Source organism: Methylobacterium sp. UNC378MF (assembly GCF_900103195.1).
GTDB lineage: Bacteria > Pseudomonadota > Alphaproteobacteria > Rhizobiales > Beijerinckiaceae > Methylobacterium.
In genome coordinates this window covers 158,116-179,830 of record NZ_FMWU01000012.1, presented here as the reverse complement: position 1 = coordinate 179,830, position 21,715 = coordinate 158,116, and the positions used below count along the sequence as shown (strand labels likewise).

Below are 21,715 nucleotides of genomic sequence, written 5' to 3'. Positions count from 1 at the left end.
TGGTCCCCTAAGGGAGATGCCGGAGGCGTCGGCGAATGCCGGGCCCGTGCCGGGACCGCTACTCCGCAGCCTGGAGGGCGGGCCGATCCGTCTCCGCGCCGCCGTCCAGCGGCCCATCGAGCCAATCGACCTTGGCCATCTTCCGGATGACCACGAACTCGTCTCGGTTCGCGCCCACGGTCCCGTAATAGTTGAAGCCGTAGGAGAGCTGCGCGTAGCCGCCGATCATGTGCGTCGGCTTCAGCACGACCCGGGTCACCGAGTTATGGATGCCGCCGCGCTGGCCCGTGATGCCGGAGCCCGGCGTGTTCACGATCTTCTCCTGCGCATGATACATCATGCACATGCCGTCCTTGACGCGCTGGGAGACCACCGCGCGGGCCGAGATCGCGCCGTTGACGTTGTAGACGTCGATCCAGTCGTTGTCGGCGATGTCGGCCCGGCGGGCGTCGTTCTCGCTGATCCAGACCACGGGCCCGCCGCGGTTGAGTGTCAGCATCAGCAGGTTGTCCGAGTAGGTGGAGTGGATGCCCCACTTCTGGTGCGGGGTGATGAAGTTCAGCACCACCTCGGGGTTGCCGTTGTCGACGCGGCCCTGGATCGGCTTGATCGTCTTCAGGTCGACCGGCGGCCGGTAGACGCAGAAGCCCTCGCCGAAGGCCCGCATCCACAGATGGTCCTGGTAGAGCTGCTGGCGCCCGGTCAGCGTCCGCCACGGGATCAGCTCGTGGACGTTCGTGTAGCAGGCGTTGTAGCAGACCTTCTCGGACTCGAGCCCCGACCAGATCGGCGACGAGATGATCTTGCGCGGCTGCGCGACCACGTCGCGGAAGCGAATCTTCTCGTCTTCCTTCGGCCGGGCCAGGTGGGCGTGCTCGCGGCCCGTGGCCTTGCCCAAACTCTCCCAGGCTTTGACGGCGACCTCGCCGTTGGTCTCCGGCGCCAGCATCAGGAGCACCTCGCAGGCGTCGATGGCGGTGTCGATGCGCGGCAGGCCCTTGGTCGGGCCCTCCTCGACCACGACTCCGTTGAGTTCCTTCAGGAGCTCGACCTCGTGCTCCGTGTTCCAGCCCATGCCCTTGCCGCCGTTGCCGATCTTGGTCATCAGCGGCCCGAGCGACGTGAAGCGCTTGAACAGGTTGGGATAGTCGCGCTCGACCACCGTGACCGACGGCATGGTCTTGCCGGGAACGGGCTCGACCGCGCCGGTCTTCCAGTCCTTCACGTCGAAGGCTTGCGCGATCTCGGCCGGGGTGTCGTGCAGGATGGGCGTCAGCACCACGTCCGTCTCGACCCCGAGCACCTCCGGGGCGACACGCGAGAACGTCTCGGCGAGGCCCTTGTAGATGTTCCAGTCGGAGCGCGCCTCCCACACGGGGTCCACCGCCGCCGAGAGCGGGTGGATGAACGGGTGCATGTCGGAGGTGTTGAGGTCGTCCTTCTCGTACCAGGTCGCAGTCGGCAGCACGATGTCCGAGTAGACGCAGGTCGTCGACATGCGGAAGTCGAGGGTGACCAGGAGGTCGAGCTTTCCTTCCGGCGCCTGCTCGTGCCAGACGACCTCGTCCGGCTTGCGGCGCCCCTCCTCGCCGAGGTCCTTGCCGAGCACCCCGTGGGACGTGCCGAGCAGGTGCTTGAGGAAGTATTCGTGCCCCTTCCCCGACGAGCCGAGCAGGTTCGAGCGCCAGACGAACAGGTTGCGCGGCCAGTTCTTCGGGTTGTCGGGATCCTCGCACGACATCCTGAGGGCGCCGGACTTGAGGCCTTGCGCCACGTAGTCCTTCGGATCCAGTCCCGCGGCGGCGGCCTCAGCGGCGATGCCGAGCGGGTTCTGCTCCAACTGGGGAGCCGAAGGCAGCCAGCCCATGCGCTCGGCCCGGACATTGTAGTCGATCATGGCCCCGTCCCAGGGCCCGGCCGGGGCCGTCGGGGAGAGGATCTCCTTCACGTCGAGGGTCTCGTAGCGCCACTGATCCGTGTGGGCGTAGAAGGCCGAGGTCGAGTTCTGCTGGCGCGACGGGCGGCCCCAATCGAGGCCGAAGGCGAGCGGCGCCCAGCCGGTCTGGGGCCGCAGCTTCTCCTGGCCGACATAATGCGACCAGCCGCCGCCGGACTTGCCCACGCAGCCGCACATGACCAGCATGTTGATCGCGCTGCGATAGTTCATGTCCATATGATACCAATGGTTCATCGCGGCGCCGATGATGATCATCGAACGGCCATCGGTCTTCTCGGCGTTCCGGGCGAATTCCCGCGCCACGGTGACGATCTGGTCGCGCGGAACCCCGGTGATCCTCTCCGCCCAGGCCGGGGTGTAGGGCTCGTCCGCATCGAAGGAGGTGGCGACGTTGCCGCCGCCGAAGCCGCGGTCGAGGCCGTAATTGGCCAGGAACAGGTCGTACACGGTGGCGACCAGCGCCTCGCCCTCGGTCGTGGCGAGCCGCTTCACGGGGACGCGGCGCTCGATCACGCTGGCATGGTCGCTGCTGGCGAAATGGTCGTGGGCGATATTGCCGAAATACGGGAAGGCGACGTCCTCGAAACCGTCCTCGGCACCGGCGAGCGACAGGCGCAGGTCGACCTCACCGCCGTCGGAGCGCTTGGCCTCCAGGTTCCACTTTCCGGTCTCGCCCCAGCGGAAGCCGACCGAGCCGAGCGGCGCGACGAGGTCGCCCGTCGTCTCGTCGTAGGCGAGGGTCTTCCACTCGGGATTGTTCGCCTCGCCCAATGTGCCGTCGAGGTCGGAGGCGCGCAGGAAGCGCTCCGGCACCAGCCGGCCGTCCTGACGCACGAGGCGCACCAGCATCGGCATGTCGGTGTAGCGCTTGACGTAGTCCACGAAATACGGGACCTGCCGGTCGACGTGGAACTCGCGCAGGATCACGTGGCCCATGGCCATGCCGAGGGCGGCATCCGTCCCCTGCTTCACCGACACCCACATGTCGGCGAACTTCGCGGCTTCCGAGTAGTCGGGACAGATCACGACGCTCTTGGCGCCGCGGTAGCGGACCTCGGTGTAGAAGTGGGCGTCCGGCGTGCGGGTCTGCGGAACGTTCGAGCCCCACAGGATCAGGAAGCCGGAATTGTACCAATCGGCGCTCTCGGGGACGTCGGTCTGCTCGCCCCAGGTCTGCGGTGAGGCCGGCGGCAGGTCGCAGTACCAGTCGTAGAACGACATGCAGACGCCGCCGAGTAATGACAGGTAGCGGGCGCCGGCCGCGTAGGAGACCATCGACATCGCCGGGATCGGGGAAAAGCCGAAGACGCGGTCCGGACCGTGCGTCTTGACCGTGTAGGCATTGGCGGCCGCGATGATCTCGTTGACCTCGTCCCAGGTCGCCCGCACGAAGCCGCCATGGCCGCGCACGGCGGTGTAGGCCCTGCGCCGCTCGGGATTCTCGACGATGTGCGCCCAGGCCGCCACCGGGGTCATCATCACCCGGGCCTCACGCCAGATCTTGAGCAGGCGCGAGCGGACGAGCGGGTACTTCACGCGGTTGGCCGAGTAGAGGTACCATGAATAGCTGGCGCCACGGGCACAGCCGCGCGGCTCGTGGTTCGGGAGCTCGGGCCGCGTGCGGGGATAGTCGGTCTGCTGGGTCTCCCAGGTGACGATCCCGCCCTTGACGTAGACCTTCCACGAGCAGGAGCCGGTGCAGTTCACGCCGTGGGTCGAGCGAACGATCTTGTCGTGCTGCCAGCGCTTCCGGTAGCCGTCCTCCCAGGAGCGATCCTCGGCCGTGACGATGCCGTGCCCGCCCGAGAACGTGTCGACGTTCTTGCGGAGAAAGGTCAGCCGGTCGAGGAAGTGCGACATCGTCCTGGACTTTCTTGATCGACCGCGGCGAGGCCGGCCCACCTCGGACCACGGCTCGCGTGCGGATCGCTTTCAAATGCTTCCAAGGAACAGTGTCGGAGGCCGCAAGGCCGAGCTTTGATCTGGGTCAAACGGAGCGTTGATCGCTGTCGGCCGGACTTGCCAAAGCAAACGGCCGGCGGAGGCGTGAACCTCCACCGGCCGTGAATGGCCCGGTCATTTGGGCTCGGCTGCGCCCGTCGCCCTGTTCAGCAGGGGGTGGCCGCCCCGCGGCGTGCGTACATCCACCAGTTCACGACGACGTTGACTGCGAAGAACAGTGCGAGACCGTAGAAGATGACGTTCGGGCCGCCGAACGCTGCGAATGCCCAGGCGAACAGCATGCCGAACGCGAAGGGCCCATAGGCCGCGACCGCGCCGGTGAACCCGATCACGCCACCCGCCTGCCGCGGCGGGAAGATCATCGGCATCTGCTTGAAGGTCGAGGCGTTGCCGATTCCCGCGAAGGCGAACAGGCCGAGCATGGCGCCGACGAAGTAGGGGAAGCTCTCCATCGAGGTCGGAGCGGTGTAGAGTGGCACGAGGGCGGCGCAGGCCACCATGCCGATGCCGGCGACCAGGGTCACCTTGGCGCCCCCGAAGCGGTCCGAGATCGGACCGGCCACCACGCGCAGGAGCGAGCCGACCAGCGGGCCGAGGAACGCGTAGGTGAGCGGTTCCGGGGCGCCCGGCAGGGTGCCGTAGCACTGCTTGATCAGCAGCGGGAACGTGCCGGCGAGCCCGGAAAACGCGCCGAAGGTCATGATGTAGAGCGAGGTCATCGCCCAGGTGTGGCGGGAGCGGAAGATGTCCAACTGCTCGCGCATGTTGGCCTTTACCGGCACGCTGCGCAGCCCGATCCATGCGGCGAGGGCGAACAGCACGATGAACGGGATATAGACCGCGGCGGCGTTGTGCAGCCAGACTTGGCGCGCGAGGGCGCCCTTGGTCATGGTCTGCGACTCTCCCAGCAGCGTTCCGCCGGCCAACGCGAAGCCGATGACCCACGGCGTGAGGAACTGGACGACGGAGACGCCGAAGTTGCCGATGCCGGCCTGCACCGCCAGGGCCGTGCCCTGCAGCCGTTTGGGGAAGAACAGGCTCGTGGATGGCATGAACGACGAGAAATTGCCGCCGCCGAGCCCGGCCAGGAACGCCAGAACCAAGAGCGCCCAGAACGGGGTCGTCGGATCCTGGACGGCGTAGAACCAGCCGATCGCGGGCAGAAGCAGCGACAGGCTCGACAGGGTGACGACATGGCGTGTGCCGAACATCGGCGTCAGGAACATGTGCACGAGCCGGAGTGTGCCCCCGGCAAGGCCCGGCATGGCGGCAAGCCAGAAGAGCTGGCCGGTGGTGAGCTTGAACCCGACCGCCGGGAGCGCGACGACCAGCGCTGAGACCATGAACCAGACGATGAACGACATGGTCAGGTTGGCGGTGGTGATCCCGAGGGTGCGCCAGGCGAGACGGCTGCCCTCCGCGGCCCAGAAGGCCGGGTTCTCGGGCTCCCAGCGCGAGAGCCAGGTGCCGCCCTGCCGTCGGGCGGGGGCCAAGGTTTGCGTGCCGGCGGTCATGGCCGTTGCCTTCATGTGCGGAGGATGGAGCCGGGGACGCACCCCGGCCGGGGCGTTCACTCGGCGGGGACGCCGACGGGGGGCCGAAGCCCGACGACCGTGTCGGTCCGGCCCGCGCGCAGGCGCTCGACTTCGGCCCGAAGGGTTTCGAGTTCCGGCAGATCCTTCGGCAGGCGGAGTTCGGGATGGGCCCGCTTCTCCAGGGCGCGCACCGCCGCATGCATCCAGAGGCTGCTCACCGCCACGATGACGAAGAGGAGCATGAAGCAGGAGGTCCAGATCCCGATCAGGTCGTTCAGGAAGCCGAAGGCGATGGGCAGGACGAAGCCGCCCAGGCCGCCGATCAGCCCGACCACGCCGCCCACCGCACCGACCCGGTCGGGGTAGTAGACCGGGATGTGCTTGAACACGGCGGCCTTGCCCAGGCTCATGAAGAAGCCGAGGCCGAAGGTCAGGACCGTGAAGGCCACAGGGCCGAGCGCGAGGTCGAAGGTAATCGGCCCGCGGATGCCGCTGACCACGTAGTGGGTGGCCGGGTACGCCAGCAGGAAGGTGCAGGCACAGGAACCCAGGAAGGTCCAGTACATGACCTTGCGGGCACCATGACGGTCGGACAGGCTGCCGCCGAGGATGCGGAAGAGCGAGCCGGGAATCGAATACGCGGCGGCGAGCCAGCCCGCCGTGACGATGTCGAGCCCGTAGACACCCGTGTAGTAGCGCGGCAGCCAGAGCGCGAGCGCGACGAAGCCGCCAAAGACGAAGAAGTAGTAAAGCGCGAAGCGCCAGACCTGCAAGTTGGCGAGCGGCGCCAGCATGGCCGACAGCGGCTCAGGCTTCACACCGGACCGACGCCGTTCGGCGAGATCCCGGTCATCTTTGGTGCCGAAGTAGAAGATCAGCGCCATCACGACCAAGCCCATGGCCCAGATCTGCGCAACAACCTTCCAGCCGAACGCGACCATGACCAGAGGTGCGAGGAACTTCGTCACCGCGGCGCCGACGTTGCCGGCACCGAAAATGCCGAGCGCGGTTCCCTGCTTCTCCTTCGGGAACCACTTGGAGACGTAGGTCACGCCGACGGAGAAGACGCCGCCGGCCAAGCCGACGCCCAGGGCCGCTAGCAGGAACGTCCTGTAGTCGTAGGCGTAGGTGAGCAGATAGGTGGCGAGCGCCGCCAGCAGCATCGTCGTGACGGCGACGAGACGGCCGCCGTATTGATCCGCCCATATTCCCAGGATCAGTCGAATCAAAGAGCCGGTCAGGATCGGCGTTCCGATCAGCAGACCGAACTGAGCGTCGCTCAGCGCCAAATCCTTCTTGATCTGGACGCCGATGATGGAAAAGATCGTCCAGACGGCAAAGCAGGTCGTGAAGGCCGACGTCGATAGCCAGAGTGCGCGGCTCTGGTCTGTGCTCGCGGCGATGGTGCGTCCTCGCATGGCGGCGGCTTTCCCCGGTTGCCCGGCCCTGGCGTGGATGGTCAAGGTTGCCGGGACCGTATTGAGCGAGGACAAAGTCGGATTTGATTCAGGTCAAAGGCCGTCACTCGAAGCTGCGCCGCGGGTCGGCTCGAGGCGGCCCATCTGGGGCGCATACGGGCCCGTCGGCGCCGCGCCGACGGCCGAGACCGCTTTACCGGTCACGCGCCGGATCTCACCGAACCGCCCGGCGATCGCGTCTGCGGCCTTGCCCGTTCGACGCGCAGGTTCCTTCAGGCGGGTTGACCTGAATCAAAGGCGGACATCGCCACCCTCCATATGACGTCGAGGCAGTATGAAACCGATCCCTGCCCTACGCGCAGAATCGACCTGCGAACCCGAGACAGGGCGCGGGGGCGATTCCATGGCGCGATCGCCGATGCTGTTCCAGCAAACACTGGAACACGCCGTCCCGGCAGGCACGATGCTCTTCGAACAGGGTGAGATCCCGAGCTTCCAGTTCGTCGTCGTCTCGGGCACCGTTCAACTTTTCGGACGCTCGCAGGACGGTCGCGAGGTTCTCATCGAGGTTGTCAGAGCCCCGGATCTGCTCATTCCCGCTGCGGTCATGAACAACTCGCCGTACCTGATGCAGGGGCGCGTTCCGGAGCCGACGCGCTTCCTTCTCATACCGGCAGATGCCTTCCGTGATGCGGTTGACCGGGATCGGCAACTCGCGAACGCCGTTCTCGCAACAATCGCGGAGCAGTTCCGCCGGATGGTGCGACAGACTAAAAACCTGAAGCTGCGCTCCGCGGCCGAACGCGTAGGGTGCTACATCCTCGTCCTTTCGGAACGACAGGGCACACCGGACCGCGCGATCCTGCCCTACGAGAAGCATATGATCGCTTCCGAGCTCGGCATGACGCGGGAATCGTTCTCGCGAGCTTTGAAAGCCCTGGCGAAGGCTGGAATTGTGGTGACAGGCCAGGAGGTCGTCATCCACGATCGCGCGCGACTCGCCGAGATCGCCCTGCCGGATCCCATGATCGATCCGCCCTATCCCGACGAGAACGGGCCACGGATGTTGGCTCTGATAGAGCGGCTGAGAGGGAAGGACATCCTGACGGTCTGAGAGTGCGGGTGGAAGCCTGTCTTGAGCCTGACCATACGGCAGTTGTCATTGATCACATTACACCCGCATCGCCCGCGTACACGGCCGCTTTTCGTTCGATGAAGACGCGCGCACTCGGGAGAGATTCATCGCGAGACCAGGTGGCGGCTCCTGGCTCTGGTTGCCTTCGAACGGAGCATCCTCCGCTTCCCGACGCATGCGGGCCGCGACGACGGCTGGGCACACGTTCGGTTGCTGCAATCGGAATCGGCCAAGTCTTCCGACCCTGTGAGTGCTGGTGAGGCAGAGCACACTATAGGACACGCGGAAGCCCGAGCGCGCCGAGCCGTCCGGATCATCGCAGAGGGCGCTCGCCGGTCGAGCAGCAGGCAATCGGGCACCGGATCCAGCACACAAGTGTAGGGACCGCGCTGGACCGTAATCGACCTGTCATTCAATGGCTCGGTCGGCGGCCGCAACAATGGACCGAACGGCACCGCCGCGATCATCGTGCCGCGGCCGACCCACGGCTGAGCAGACGCACGGACACTTCGCTCCAGCCAGGCTTTGCAGACATCTCGGTCCGGCGGATCTCGCCGTGTTGAAGTCCGAGCGCAGCAGGCGTCCCGAACCATCCCCTGCGGACACTGCATCCGATCTGTCGTCTTGGGTCACATCGTATCAAACCCTAAAGCCAAGCAGCGTTCTTTGCGCTGGATCAAGGTTGTAGCTGCGCGCTTCCAGCAGGTTCCATCGTAGATCTCGCCGCCGGCCCGAAGGACCGCTCATGTCGATCGCCAGCATCATGGTCTCTCTTGACCTTGCAGAGGCCGCCTCCAGCCGCGTTCGCGTGGCGGCCAGCCTCGCCGAACGCTTCCAAGCGACGCTCACGGGCATTGCGGCCCGCAAGGCTGCAGTCCCCGCCCTCTTCGGCGACATCGCGGTCGAGCAGTCGGTTTACGACGAAGACAACGCGCGGCTGTGCGCGGAGCTTGCGAGCGCGAAGGCGGTCTTCGAACGCGGTGCAGACCGCGCGCCACGGACCGGATGGCGGCAGGCGGATGCACTCCCGGAGGCCTTTCTGGTCAGCCAAGCACGGGGCGCCGATCTCATCATCGTCGGTCGTGGTCCCGGCGGAGGCGTCGCGGATCGGTTTGCAGCGGCTCCCGACGCCGTCTTGATGCAGGCCGGACGGCCGATCCTGCTGGTCCCGCCGGACGTCGAGCGGTTGAAAGCCGCTCGCATCGTGGTGGCCTGGAAGGATTGCATGGAGGCACGCCGTGCGGTCACCGCCGTCCTGCCCTTCGTGGACTCGGCGGATCAAGTCTTCGTCGTGAGTGGCGGCAGCGACGCGCGCCTCCAAGGCGCGGAGGATGTCGCCGAGTTGCTGGCCCGTCACGGCGCGCATGTCACGACGCATCTGATCAATGCGGCGACCGGCGATATTGCTGACGAGATCCTGCGCTTCGCCAATCATCAGGATGCGGACCTGATCGTCATGGGTGGGTACGGCCATTCCCAGCTTCGCGAACGGCTGCTCGGTGGCATGACCCGCGACATGCTGCGGCGATCGCCGCTCTGCTGCCTGATGGCCCATTGAAGCGCGTCGCGAGAGCGGCGGACCGATCGATCCCGCTCACGGTCGGCAGGTCACGCGTATTGCCCACGGCGTGTTCGGGATCGTCGATGCCGACCGAAGCGAATCGAACCCGCGCAACAAGGATCCGGGGGCTGCGAAATTGGCGCCGATCGTTACCGTCCGCCCGAATTCGGGCGCAACGCCGTTGCGAAGCCGCACACGTGTGTGGCCGGTCTCGTGAATGCGATGACCCGTCTGGAACGGGCCCTCAACGCCGCGCGAGCCTTCACGTCAGCTCGCCGCCAAGCGTTCGAGCCGGGCCGCATCGAGCAAGCGCACGCCGCCCGGAACAAGCAGGATGCTGTGAGCCCGGTCGAGCCGCGACAACATGCGGCTGACGGTCTCGATGGTCAGCCCGAGGTAATCTGCCATGTCCTGACGGCCCATCGGCAACTCGACGGTGACGGAGTTGTGCCCGATGCGCGCGAACCGGTCCCGCAGAGACAGGAGGAAGGATGCAACCTTCTCCTCCGCCGTCCGCCGTCCCAGCAGCAGCATCTGGTCCTGGGCGAGCGTCAGCTCGTACCGGACGCGGGCGTGGAGGCTCTTCAACAGATGCGGCTTCGCCTCGGTGATGGCGGCGAAGTCCTCGCGACCGAAGCGGCAGGTTTTGACTTGGCCGAGCGCCTCCGCGGAGACCGAGTGGCGTTCCTGCAGAGCCAATCCCAAGAAATCTCCCGGCAGAGCGAAGCCCATGACCTGCCGCCTGCCATCGGGCAGCAGTCGCGTGAGCCTCAGGCATCCCTCGATGACGTTGAAGACGGCGCTTGCCGGCTCGTCCTGGCCGAAGAGGGTTTGGCCCTTGTCGAGCGTCAGATGCTGGCTGAGTCCTTCCAGCTGCTCCAGTTCAACCAGGGAAAGCACGGAGCACACGCTGATCGGGCGCACTTTGCAGTCGCCACATCCATTGTCCGAACGCCTGTGATGGCAGACATGCGCGTTTCTCTCGCACGCCCCGGTGTCAACCAGCATGTCGCTCCTCGCGAAATCGGGACGCGTCTCCGGGCACATCCCGTCGTCCCGGCCCGTCCGCAAAATGGATCGAGGCTGCTGCCGCGCATTGATCCAACGCAAAGGGCCCGACTCGATCGGCGCGAAACTGGCGTTCGGATCGAAGCGAGCGCCGCAAAAGGGGCCGTCTTCATTTTTCAGAGTGCGAATATGCTCTCTGCTCGGCAATCGGCACCATGAAATGCATATTGACGAATATTATCGATCATCTGCAGAATTCTAACGATAATTAGTCATTATACATCCATCAATATTCGCGGAATGCTTTAGCTCTGTAATATTCAAACAAATCAAACATCAAAAATAAGGAAATTTGCGGTCCATCGTGGATTTATGAATATGCTGTTATGATCAAAAATAATCGCACGCCGCAATCGTCCACCAGCGCGCAGATCTTGCGGCGGGGCAGACTTGCCACGCAGCCGTTTCCGGAACAGGCAAACAGGCCAGGCGAGCCTCATTTGGCGGGCAAGCTACGCTTTGAACTGACCGCCGTCGTGACCGAGCCGGCGGCGCTCACCACTCGTACGAGAAGCTGCCCTTGACGGCGCGGTCCTGCGCCCGGGGGCCGACTTGGCCGTCATAGGCGAGGCCCGCCCGCGCGCCCGGCTCCACCTGCCAGTCCAGGCCGGCCGGGATCAGCGACACGTCCCGATCCAGTGGCGCCCCCGCCGCCGAACACCAGCCGCACGGCCGGCGCCACGTTCCCGAATGCGCGCCGGTAAGTTCAGAGCTTTCCGGCCCGTCGCGTTGATTGTCCCGGCGTTGTTCACCGTGATGACGCCGGCCGTCGGGTTGACATCGATGCGTACCGCGTCGTTGTCCCTGGCCCGAATATACCCGCCCTTCTTGTTCTTCAGCGTCAGCGTGCGGGCATTGTCGCTTCCGGTGGCATCGATCGCGCGGCTGAGCGACTCAAGCATTCCGGAATTGGTGATCTTCAGATCGGTCGACACACCGGTCCAGTTGATCGCCGCCCCGCGCGTGACGGAGAGCTTGCCGCCGGCCTCGACCGTGACGGTGTCCGCGCCGGACACCGTCTTGGCTGCGGCGTCCAGCGTGCTGCCGGCACCGTGTAGTCGGCTGCAGGCAGAGGTCCCGAAGTCCCATCGACACCATGCGTGCTTGACGCAGAGGCTACCCGGCCGACGGTCTCGTTATTTCCGGCATCGTCCCGCCGTGGCGAAGCGACGGGTGTCGGAGCCACGCAAAGGGGCGGACCAGCTCGGCCGGTTCTTTCGCATCAGGGATGGCTTGACGCACGATCCCGCCGATCCGTGCCGCCGCAAAACCACCGCTTCAGCGACATCGATCAACGAGCGCCTCACCATCCGGCAAGACCGGCATTCACTCAAAAATTTCGAGACTATTTATCGCCTTGTCATCAGGACCAAGTATTTTCGCTCGCCATATTGTAGCGTACCGCGACCGTCGTTCGACGGGATCACTCGGGTGTGGCGTCAGAATCGTCGGCGTCCGTCCTCTTCAGAAGCGCAGCTGCATCCGGGCTGTTCCGGCATGCGAGACGAAGTGGTCTCCGACCTGGCCCTGATACTCACCGGTGACCTCGATGCCGCCGCCGAGGCTGATCTGGAAGCCCAGGCCGATCTCACCGAGGCGATCGGGGATCGCCGATTCCGTGGCGAACAAGCCGAGCGCGCCGGTGCCCTGGAAACTCGCCCTGCCGGTGAAATGGTCGTCCGACAGGAGCGTCACGCCCAAGGTGCCGTAGGGCCGGATCCAGCGGCCCTCGTCGAGGTCGATCCGGCCGCCGATCTCCAGCATCGGGCTGAACGCCACCAGCGTCTTGGCAACCGGCCGCATGTCGAGGTTGAAGCCGGGGGCGCCGGTCTCGGAATAGGCGGGGCTGTAGCTGTAGAGCAGGTCCAGATCCGCGTAGGGCTTGAGGTACCAGTCCCCGAACAGAACCTGATAGCTGGCTCTCATCCGGCCGCCCGCGGTGAGAATGCCGGACTTGCTGCGCGCCGTTGCGGTCGCGCCGCCAAAGTCGATCAGGCGCTTGTTGTCGGCCCAGGAATAGCCGAGGTTGGCCGATGCCGCGAGGAGCCAGGGGCCGATCTGGTGCTTCAGCGCCGCTGAGACATCGGCGGCATCGCTGGTCGTCCCGGTGATCCGGTCGGGGTCGCTCTGGAGGGCCCGGGTATAGGCTCCGGTGAGGCCGAAGAACCAATCCGGCGCGAACTCGGTCTGCAGTCCGCTCTGATAGCTGAGGGCGGTCTGATGGTAGCCGCCATCATCCGCGGTCGCGGACTGGGTCGTGTGAGCGCTGGTGATCCGTCCCCAGACGCATTCGCCCTCGCGGAGCAGCGTGCCGGTGCCGGTGAAGGCCGGACAACTCATGGCGCGCTGGAGGCCCTTTCGGGTGTCGAGCGTCCGGTCGGTCAGGATGTCTTGGTTGGATTCAGGCTTCAACTCGTCCAGGGCAGCCGCATAGGCCTTCTGGCTGTCGACCGAGAGGAAACGCGCGTAGAGGGTGCCCAGCTTGGTGGTGTTCCCGTCCCAGGCATCCTGCAGGCCCTGCGCGACGTTGCGCTGATCCGAGGTGAGCGTCACGCCCACCGGCGCCGTGAAATGGGCCTGCGGCACCAGAGCGATGCTGTCCCCTGTCGCGACGATCGCCCAGGAAATCGGGATCGCCCCCGAATGGATGCTGCCCCCGGTGGCGACGGCGCTGGCATCCACGATCTGACCGGCTCTGAGGAAAGTGTAGCGGCCGGGCGAGAGGCCGTCGATCAAATGCGGCTCGACCACGCCCTTCAGCGAGGCGGTGCCGGTGACGGTCAGCAGATCGTTGCGCAGGGCGGAGTCCGGCGCCAGGGGTGCGATGTCGACGAGCAGACGGCCATATTCCGTCTGCTCGAAATTGCCGGTCACCGTCGCCCGCGCGACGGTGCCGACGCCGCCGATGTCGAGGATGGCGCTGTTGCGCAGGCGGCCGCCGGCTCCCAGCGCGACCACGCCTTCGGGCCCGGTGCGCAGGATCGCCGACGTCGAACCGGCATTGTAGAGACCACCGTTGTTGAAGACGACGCTTCCGGTCTGGCCGCCAGTCAGGTCCACGTCGCCGACCACGGTCCCATGATTGTTGATCTCGCCGGCCGTGAACGCACCGACGATGGCCCGGCCGGAGGCCGCGCTGACCACGGCGCGCGCATCGATATCGATCGTGTTGTAGCGTCCCCCGTCGATGCGGATCGCCGCTCCGGTGCCGCTGCCGCCTGTGACGAGGCCGTTCACCCGGACGGTGATCGTGCCGCCCCGCTCCCGGTCGGGCTCGAGGCTGCCGTCGGTGCGCTGGACTCCGGACTGGGCGAAGATCGCGTTCGCGTCGAGACCCGACGCGATGATCGATCCGGACGACTCGATGGTGATGTCACCGCCTTTGCCCGTGGAGCCGAGGCGGCTCTGGCCTGAAGCCGCAGTGGCTGGGGCGGCCGGATCGAGGAGCAGGCCGCCGCCTGCGCCGAGGCTCTGGGCCAGGATTCCATGGGATTGGGTGCCCGTCGTGCGGATCGCGGCGCCGTCGTCCAGCGTCACGCGGATGGCCCCGCCGTCGCCGTTTGACCCGTCGCGAAGCACATAGGGGACGGCGTAGCCCATCACCTGATGCGCACCACCGTATCCGCCCCCGCCGCCGATGGATTGCAGCAACAGGGCCGGCGCCGCGTCGCCTGCGGTGAAGACTTGCGCGCCCGCGGTCAGGCTCACCGTGACCGGGCCGCCATTCCCTGAAGCGCCGCCGGCGCCACCGATCCCGAACGTATATCGGTGGCCGCCCGGCCCGGCGGCAACGGAGGCGAGTCCGCCGCCGCCGCCGATGCTCTGGGCCAGCATGCCGACGGCCCCGAACCCGGTCGTCGTGATCGAACCGGATTGCACGATTGTCACGTCGCCGCCGTTGCCCGCCATGCGTCCGGAGCCGCCGAGCGTCAGGCTGCCGGATTTCTTCGACACACCGGTCGGATCCCCCGGAGGAGCGATCCGCTCGATATCGAGTGCACCCAGCAGGGCGTCCGCCAAAGCCTGGGCGTCGCTCCTGGTATCCTTCTTGGACTGCCCCGTCCCGGCGGCCGCACGCCCGTCCTCCGCGGAGGGCGAGGCGGGCTCGGCCTCGGCCATGGCGGCGGACGGCGCGGAGAAGCTTCCCCCGCCGCCGCCGATGCTCTGCGCGACCACGGCATGCGCCTCGGTGCCCGTGGTGGTCACCGTTCCGCGGTTCTCGACCCGAACCGATCCGCCATTCGACCCAGCCCCCCCGGACCCGCCGACGGTCAGGTTCAGGGTCAGGCCCTTGTTCGTGTCGCTGCTGGCGATGGTGGCGGCGACCCCGTTGCCGCCCCCGCCGCCGATGCTCTGCGCGTACAGGCCGTAGGCGGCATCCTCCACAGTCGCGACGCTGCCGGTGTTCTGGATCTCGACCGCGCCGCCGGTATTGCCGCTGCCGCCCACGCCGCCGAGCGTCGCCGACAGGTTGGTCCGGTTGGTCGCCTCCGCGAAGGCGAGGCCGCCCTGGCCGCCGCCGCCGCCAATGCTCTGCGCCATGATGCCGTGCGAGCCGATGCCCCGCGTCGTGATGGTGCCGGCATTCTCGATGGTGACGGTGCCGCCGCTCCCGCCCTGAGCCCCGTCGCCGCCGAGCGCCAGGGTCGCCGAGACGTCCGGCAGCTTGGCGGCGCCCTTCTTCTGCGCGTCGAGATAGCTCGAGACGCTGCCGCTGTAGGATTTGAGCGCCTTGCCGAAATCCGAATTCTTGAGCTTGTCGGCCAGATTCTTGTACGTATCGCTGCTCTTGATGTCCTTCACGAATTGATCAAGGGCTTGCTTGTCTTCCTTATTACTCTTGTCCTTCGCCCACTTCTCGTATTCGGCGGCACCGATCGTATCCTTGATCTGGCGCCATATCGTGCCGATCGTGTCCGGGTCGGTATCGTCGCGCGCCGCGATGCTGCCGCCCATACCGCCGCCGCCGCCGATGCTCTGGGCGACGATGCCGTGCGACCCGTCGCCCACGGTCTTGATCACGCCGGTGGCGGCATTGGACACGGCCACGTTCCCGCCGCTGCCGCCGACGCCCCCTGTTCCGCCGAGCGTGAGGCTGACGGCGAGCTTGCCCACGGCCGATCCGGACACGTCGCCACCATTGCCGCCGCCGCCGCCGATGCTCTGCGCCTCGATGGCGTGGGCATTCGATCCGCCGGTTGCAATCGCGCCCCGGTTCGTGACCATGACCAGGCCGCCGCGGTTGCCGTTGCCCGTCCCGCCCCCGATCGTCTCGGTCACCGCGAGCGCGTCGGCGATTGGCAACTTGCCGATGAGGCCGTTCAGGGTCTTGTCGAAGGAGAAACCGGTGGCCGCGAGGGTTGAGGCATTGCCGCCGTTGCCGCCGCCGCCGCCGACGCTCTGGGCGAGGATGCCGGCGGCATAGGCGCCCCCCGTGGTGATGCTGCCGGCCTGCGAGACCGTCACCGCGCCGCCGACCCCGCCGCCGCCCGCGGTCCCGCCGATACCCCGCGACACGGTGATATTCTGGCGCAGGCTCACGCTGTTGCTGGTCGCGGTGGCGCCGCCGCCATTGCCGCCGCCCCCGCCGATGCTCTGAGCCTCGATGCCGATGGCGCCGTCCCCCGATGTGCGGACCACACCGCTATTCTCGGCCGTCACGGTGCCGCCGTTGCCGCCGCCGCCGCCCCTGCCGCCGAGCGTCGAGGATGCGGATACGGCCGTCTGGCCGGGCGGCGCGACCGCCAGCGCGTAGGCGGCCGCGTCGCCGCCGATACCGCCGCCGCCGCCGACACTGAGGGCGAGAAGGCCGACGGCAGAGTCCCCGTAGGTGGTGACCGAACCGGAATTGAGGATGCCCGCCGCGCCGCCGTTGCCGCCCCCACCGCCCGAGCCGCCGATCGCGGTCGAGAAGGCGAAGCTCGGCAGCGCCGTACCGCTCGGCGTGACGAAGGGTGCCGTGATGGCCTTTGCACTGGCGAGGCCGCCGACTCCGCCGCCGCCGCCGATACTGAGGACGGACAGGCCATTCGCCCCGAAACCCGCGGTCGTCACGGTCGTGCTGCTGTCGATCCGGGCCTCGCCGCCGTTTCCGCCCAGGCCGCCGCGCCCCCCGATCGCCCAGGAGGCCGAGAGTACAACCCCGGCCGCAACGCTCTTGACGTCGCCGCCCACGCCGCCGCCGCCGCCGACGCTCTGCACCAGCACGGCCGTCGACCCAGCGCCGCTCGTCTCGATCGCGCCAGATCTGCCGGTGAAGCGGGCAAGACCGCCATCGCCGCCGCCGCCACCGCTCCCGCCCAGACCCACAGAGAAGAATGCTCCAGCCGGGAGGGCGCCGCCGCCGCTGCCGCCGCTGCCGCCGATGCTCTGCGCCAGAGCGCCGAAAGCGGTGTCGCCCTCGGTCGTGATCCGGCCGCCTTCGTTGATGATTGCAGCCGCGCCGCCTGCGCCGCCGGTACCGCCGGTGCCACCGCTGCCGAACCAGTACGACAAGCCGCCGGCACCGCCACCGGCGGTCTTCGGCGCCACGTCGAGGGCCGAGACCGGCAGGGCCGAGAGGGCGCTGCCGCCGCCGATGCTCTGCGCGACAAGTCCGCTCGCCCCTGTACCGGACGTCGTGACGGTGCCGCCGTTGATCACCGTCACCGAACCGCCCGTGGCGGCAGAGCCGCCGGTGCCGCCGCCGAAGACGCCGCCGCCGCCCCTGCCGCCCGAGCCGCCAACCGATTGCGCGACGAGGCCGAGGGCGTAATCGCCCTCGGTGACGATCGTGCCGCTCTGGGTCACGGTGACCGCACCACCGTCTCCGCCCCGCGCACCCGGCCGGCCGCCGGCATCGGGCTGGCTCCCACCGTCTCCGCCGATGCTCTGGACCAGCGCGCCGAGGGCATAGTCGCCGGAGGTCCTGATCGTGCCGGATGTGTGGAGTTGCGCCGTGCCGCCCGCGCCACCCGCCGTCACGAAGGGGTTGCTGTAGAATGTGCCGCTGCCGCGAACGGAGCCTGCGCCGCCGAGGGATTCGACGATCACCGCCGTCGCGCCGGTGCCGTCGGTGACGACCTGCCCGGATCGCGTCACGGTGAGCGCGGCGGTGCCGCCGGCGCCGCCGGTCCGCGACGCAGTCTGGTCCGCGTCGGTTCCGCCGCCGCCAGCGGCACCGCCGGCCGCGCTCACCCGCACGCCCAGGAAGGCCTGTCCCTCCGTGGAGATCCTGGAAGACAGAACCAGGCTGGCCGACCCGGCATCGCCGCCACCGCCGACATCGTGCTGTCCGTCGCCCCCGCGGCCGCCATTGGAGTAGACCCAGAACCGGGGGATCGGCTGAAATTGGAGCTGGGCGCCGCGGTTGCGCGTGGTGTAGCCGACCTGCTCGCCCTGCCCGGAGACATCCTCCTCCAGCGTCACCGCGACGGCACCGCCATTTCCCCCTCGGGCGCCGGGGACGGAGGCCAGCCCGATGACGGCATCGCCGCGACCTCCAGCCCCGCCCACCGACCCGATCCGAATCGTCGCGGCAGGGTCGTTCCCGGCGGCCGCGGCATCAACACCGATCAAGGACAGGTCACCGCCGGTCTCGCCGGGCGTCGCGGCGATGTTCGAAGAGAACACGTTGGCTTTCCCATCCCGGCCGTTTGCACCGGTCACCACCTGGGGCTCGGGCCGCTCGGCGGCGCGCAGGGGCACGTCAGGGATGACCACCAGGGCGGTGATGGCCGCGACCAGAAGCCGTCCGCCCTTGCGAAGCTTCTGCTCACGGGTCGGGACACATGGCTGACTTGGAAAGCACGGCATCTAAAACGGGTCTCTTTGCGCGCTTCGACCCGGGCATGCACGCGGCTGTCAGCGAGCACGTCAGGATCGTCGGCGCCTGGGCGCGGGGCGGCGAGATCACACACCGTGCTGTAAATTTTCCTTTAGGATGGTTAATGAATTCTTTATGACGAGAATGCCCCGCGATGATCTCGCAGTTATTTTTTAATCGGGCATAAACAGGATCATAGAAGCAGCGTCTTGTCAGTATTGATTTTTACTTGGCGACACGCCTTGCATGAAATCCTGGAAAGCCACGTCTGTTTATTGTTTTCGATACCTGGGGCTTCCATCCGCACACCGCCGTTGGGGCAGGTTCCGTACTCCTCGATGTTGATGCCAAGACGCCGCCTTCGACGGGGCCCATCCGTACGCGCGCGGGCGCCTGTATTCGTGACGAGGCTCCCTTCGGCTCCGTGCCCCGCGGACTCGCGTTCACACCCGAAGGCGAGCATCTTGTGGTGGCGCGGCCGGACGGCACCTTCATTCTCCCCGTCCTTGGCACCTCCGGCGTCCAGTGCCTGCCGGTTCATGTGCGCAACGATCGGCGGACGGGCGGTTCGAGCAGAGCACCCGACCCAGCCGCCCGCTCTCGACCTGATGCAGGTGGCGTGACCGTTGCACCCCCGGTCCTGCGTCTGCAAAGAGCCCACCCGACACATCTCCGGACGCGTCGCGGCGGATCGCGGCCGAGGGAGGATCATGACGGACCAATCCGCAGAGGTATCGGCAATGGGCCGCGGACGTCGTCGATGAGGGCGATGGAGGACGGCGATCGCGTCGGCGCGATCTGCCAAGCCCTGCGCCGGGCCATCGTCGAGCGGGCGCTCGCCCCCGGTGACCGCCTCCCGGAAGACGCCCTCGGCGAGCGGTTCGGGGTGAGCCGCACCATCGCGCGGCAGGCCCTCCTGCGGCTGGCCGGCGAAGGCCTGGTCGACCTCCGCCGCAACCGCATCGCCGTCGTGGCGACGCCGAGCTGGGAGGAGGCGCGCGACACCTTCGACGTGCGCCTCGGCCTGGAGCGGCTGGTGGTGCGCCGCCTCGCGGGGCAGCTCAGCCCGGAGCAGCGTCAGGTTCTGCTGGACCAGATCGCCCGCGAGGAGGCGGCTCGGGGCGGGCCGGAGGCGCTCTCCATCCGGCTCGCCACGGAGTTCCACCTGATGCTGGCCGAGATGACCGGCAGCGCCGTGCTGACGCGCTACGTCGCAGAACTCGGCTATCGCTGCGCCCTGATCCTGTCCCTCTACAGCCGTCCGCATTCCTCGGATTGCGCCGTGAGCGAGCACCGCGACATCGTCGCCGCCCTGGTGGCGGGCGATGCCGAGCGCGCCGCCGCGCTCATGGATCACCACCTCGACGCGGTCGCCGAGCGGGCGCGCATCGTGCCCCCGACCCCGCGCGAGCGCGATCTCGGGCGCCTGCTGGCGCCCTACGTCGCGGGCGGCGGGGCCTGAGCCTTCGGCGTCAGGCCGTGAGGCCGTGCTTGGTCAGCAGGCGCTCGGCGCTGTCGTTCCAGACCTCCATGCCGACGATCAGCCCGTCGCGCACGGTGAAGCGGTCGACGTAGCGGTTGCCCTCGAACGGCGTGCCGTCCGGCCACGCGCCGTACAGGGTGCCGAGGCTGTAGACCGTGGTGACGCCGTCGCCCGGCACCACGTCCAGCCGCTCCATCCGCTTCTTCACCCAGGCGTAGCGCCCGGCATTGAAGGCCGTGACCTCCGACGGATGGTTGAAGACCCGCGCGCCGGTGAACACGATCCGGGTGCCCGGCGCCATGTAGCGCGCGGCCGTCTCGGGATCCGGGACCATCGAGGCCTCGAGATAGGCGGTGACGTTGGCGGCGTCGCACGCGGTCGCCGCGCGGTGGGTCTCATCGGTCATGGCAGGCCTCCTGTCGGCCCTAACGTGCCGCAAAAGCCCGGTCCGTGCATGCAGGAAGTGTATGCACTTTGGCACGAGATTGAGCACAAAATGCTCGCTGAGGTGCACGCACGGTGGGCCCCTGGGCGGCGAAGCATCGGGCTTTCAGTGGCATGGAGGTTGCGGTCGGCTGGGGCGCCCCGCCCTCGGAGACACGCCATGGCCTCCTTCCTGCCCCCGACCCTGCGCCGCATCGCGGTGACGACGAGCGCCCTGCTCGGCCTCGCGGTCTCGACCGCGCAGGCGGCCGACACCATCAAGATCGGCCTCGTGACCGCCCTCAGCGGCCAGTCCGCGAAATCCGGCGAGGCGATCTCCCGCGGGATGAGTCTCGCCATCGACGAGATCAACGCCAAGGGCGGCGTCCTCGGCCGCCCCCTCGAGCTCGTGGCCCGCGACGACGAGGCCAACCCGTCCAAGGGCGTGCTGGCGACCCGCGAGCTGATCCAGCGGGTCGGCGTGGTCGCGGTGGTCGGCGGCCTCGACACGCCGGTCTCGATGGCGATCGTGCCGATCGCCAACCAGATGAAGGTGCCGTTCATCGGCCCCTGGGCGGCCGGCACCGGCATCACCCGCAACGGCGCCGCCGACAACTACGCCTTCCGGGTCTCGGCGGTCGACGCCCTCGTCGACGAGGCGCTGGTCGCCTACGCGGTGAAGACCTACGGGGCGAAGAAGCCCGGCATGATCCTCGTCAACAACGCCTGGGGCGAGTCGAACCAGAAGGGCCTCAAGGACGCCCTGCAGGCGGCCAACCTCCCGGCGGCGGGCATCGAGAAGTACGAGGCCAACGACGTCGACATGGTGCCCCAGCTGTCCCGGCTGAAGGAGGCCGGGGCCGACGCGCTGTTCCTCGTCGGCAATGTCGGGCCCTCGGCCCAGGTGGTGAAGTCTCTCGACCGGATGGGCTGGTCGGTGCCGGTCGTCTCGCACTGGGGCCCGGCGGGCGGCCGCTTCGACGAGCTCGCCGGCCCCAGCGCCGGCAAGGTCCACTTCATCCAGACCTTCACCTTCGCGGGCAACGCGTCGCCGAAGGCGAGCGCGGTGCTCGACGCGCTCAAGGCCAAGTACCCGGCGATCAAGTCGATGGCCGACGTCACCCCCGCCGTCGGCATCGCCAACGCCTACGATGCGACGCACCTGCTGGCTCTGGCCATCCAGGCCGCCGGCTCCGCCGAGGGCCCGAAGGTCCGCGACGGCTTCTACAAGATCGGCACCTATCCGGGCCTGATCAAAACCTACGAGAAGCCCTTCGCCCCCGGCCAGCACGACGCGCTCGGCCCGAACGATTACGTGTTCACCCGCTTCAAGGACGGTGAGATCGTCGCGGTGACCAACTGAGCCCGG

The 21,715-nt window shown here is 67.7% G+C and carries 11 protein-coding genes and 1 pseudogene; 4 read left to right on the top strand and 8 right to left on the bottom strand.

The window, feature by feature from the left end; translation table 11 throughout:
• Nucleotides 1-58 precede the first annotated feature (58 nt).
• From BLT59_RS14640 to BLT59_RS14630, 3 genes and pseudogenes are all read right to left on the bottom strand, one after another.
• A complete protein-coding gene (locus BLT59_RS14640) occupies nucleotides 59-3,817 on the bottom strand; it encodes a nitrate reductase subunit alpha (protein WP_091781303.1) in 3,759 nt (1,252 codons plus the stop codon).
• Nucleotides 3,818-4,065: 248 nt separating this feature from the next.
• Nucleotides 4,066-5,433 carry an MFS transporter gene (locus BLT59_RS14635; protein ID WP_091781300.1) on the bottom strand — a complete coding sequence of 456 codons (1,368 nt, stop codon included), beginning with the start codon at nucleotides 5,431-5,433 and terminating at the stop codon, nucleotides 4,066-4,068.
• 155 nt (nucleotides 5,434-5,588) lie between these two features.
• A pseudogene (locus BLT59_RS14630) lies at nucleotides 5,589-6,872 on the bottom strand (nitrate/nitrite transporter); the annotation flags it as partial.
• Nucleotides 6,873-7,290: 418 nt separating this feature from the next.
• On the opposite strand from BLT59_RS14630, the gene BLT59_RS14625 reads away from it, so the two are divergent.
• Nucleotides 7,291-7,986: a cyclic nucleotide-binding domain-containing protein gene (locus tag BLT59_RS14625; protein WP_244513987.1), complete on the top strand. Its 696-nt coding sequence runs from the start codon at nucleotides 7,291-7,293 to the stop codon at nucleotides 7,984-7,986.
• Between the two features lie 766 nt (nucleotides 7,987-8,752).
• Entirely contained in the window at nucleotides 8,753-9,565 is an 813-nt protein-coding gene (locus BLT59_RS14620) for a universal stress protein (RefSeq protein ID WP_091781291.1), read from the top strand.
• A 270-nt stretch (nucleotides 9,566-9,835) separates the two neighbouring features.
• Here the strand turns inward: BLT59_RS14620 and BLT59_RS14615 are convergent, their stop codons facing one another.
• The 4 genes from BLT59_RS14615 to BLT59_RS32155 all read right to left on the bottom strand — a co-directional run bounded on the left by BLT59_RS14615 (nucleotide 9,836) and on the right by BLT59_RS32155 (nucleotide 18,430).
• Nucleotides 9,836-10,576 carry a Crp/Fnr family transcriptional regulator gene (locus tag BLT59_RS14615; RefSeq protein WP_091781389.1) on the bottom strand — a complete coding sequence of 247 codons (741 nt, stop codon included), beginning with the start codon at nucleotides 10,574-10,576 and terminating at the stop codon, nucleotides 9,836-9,838.
• Between the two features lie 555 nt (nucleotides 10,577-11,131).
• On the bottom strand, nucleotides 11,132-11,263 hold the full coding sequence (locus BLT59_RS32160; protein ID WP_280141057.1) for a hypothetical protein: 132 nt from the start codon (nucleotides 11,261-11,263) through the stop codon (nucleotides 11,132-11,134).
• Complete coding sequence (locus BLT59_RS14610; RefSeq protein ID WP_091781288.1) at nucleotides 11,254-11,652, bottom strand: hypothetical protein; 399 nt, start codon at nucleotides 11,650-11,652, stop codon at nucleotides 11,254-11,256. Before BLT59_RS14610 ends, BLT59_RS32160 begins: the two co-directional genes overlap by 10 nt.
• Nucleotides 11,653-12,100: 448 nt before the next feature.
• The gene (locus BLT59_RS32155; protein WP_091781284.1) at nucleotides 12,101-18,430 is read right to left on the bottom strand and encodes an autotransporter outer membrane beta-barrel domain-containing protein; all 6,330 of its coding nucleotides are present in this window, start codon (nucleotides 18,428-18,430) and stop codon (nucleotides 12,101-12,103) included.
• A gap of 770 nt (nucleotides 18,431-19,200) precedes the next feature.
• Between BLT59_RS32155 and BLT59_RS14600 the strand changes: the two genes are divergently transcribed.
• A complete protein-coding gene (locus BLT59_RS14600) occupies nucleotides 19,201-19,902 on the top strand; it encodes a GntR family transcriptional regulator (RefSeq protein ID WP_091781281.1) in 702 nt (233 codons plus the stop codon).
• Between the two features lie 10 nt (nucleotides 19,903-19,912).
• On the opposite strand, the gene BLT59_RS14595 is transcribed toward BLT59_RS14600, so the two are convergent.
• Nucleotides 19,913-20,329, bottom strand: a complete 417-nt coding sequence (locus BLT59_RS14595) for a nuclear transport factor 2 family protein (RefSeq protein WP_091781278.1) — start codon at nucleotides 20,327-20,329, stop codon at nucleotides 19,913-19,915.
• A 198-nt stretch (nucleotides 20,330-20,527) separates the two neighbouring features.
• Between BLT59_RS14595 and BLT59_RS14590 the strand changes: the two genes are divergently transcribed.
• The gene (locus tag BLT59_RS14590) at nucleotides 20,528-21,709 is read left to right on the top strand and encodes an ABC transporter substrate-binding protein (protein WP_091781275.1); all 1,182 of its coding nucleotides are present in this window, start codon (nucleotides 20,528-20,530) and stop codon (nucleotides 21,707-21,709) included.
• The last annotated feature ends 6 nt before the right edge of the window (nucleotides 21,710-21,715 follow it).

What these genes read in the sequence shown, in the direction of transcription:
- BLT59_RS14635 (WP_091781300.1), bottom strand. Translation starts at nt 5,433, where the DNA reads ATGACCGCCGGCACGCAAACCTTGGCCCCCGCCCGACGGCAGGGCGGC.
- BLT59_RS14620 (WP_091781291.1), top strand. Translation starts at nt 8,753, where the DNA reads ATGTCGATCGCCAGCATCATGGTCTCTCTTGACCTTGCAGAGGCCGCC.
- BLT59_RS14625 (WP_244513987.1), top strand. Translation starts at nt 7,291, where the DNA reads ATGCTGTTCCAGCAAACACTGGAACACGCCGTCCCGGCAGGCACGATG.
- BLT59_RS14590 (WP_091781275.1), top strand. Translation starts at nt 20,528, where the DNA reads ATGGCCTCCTTCCTGCCCCCGACCCTGCGCCGCATCGCGGTGACGACG.
- BLT59_RS14615 (WP_091781389.1), bottom strand. Translation starts at nt 10,576, where the DNA reads ATGCTGGTTGACACCGGGGCGTGCGAGAGAAACGCGCATGTCTGCCAT.
- BLT59_RS32155 (WP_091781284.1), bottom strand. Translation starts at nt 18,430, where the DNA reads ATGCCGTGCTTTCCAAGTCAGCCATGTGTCCCGACCCGTGAGCAGAAG.
- BLT59_RS14600 (WP_091781281.1), top strand. Translation starts at nt 19,201, where the DNA reads ATGAGGGCGATGGAGGACGGCGATCGCGTCGGCGCGATCTGCCAAGCC.
- BLT59_RS14595 (WP_091781278.1), bottom strand. Translation starts at nt 20,329, where the DNA reads ATGACCGATGAGACCCACCGCGCGGCGACCGCGTGCGACGCCGCCAAC.
- BLT59_RS14640 (WP_091781303.1), bottom strand. Translation starts at nt 3,817, where the DNA reads ATGTCGCACTTCCTCGACCGGCTGACCTTTCTCCGCAAGAACGTCGAC.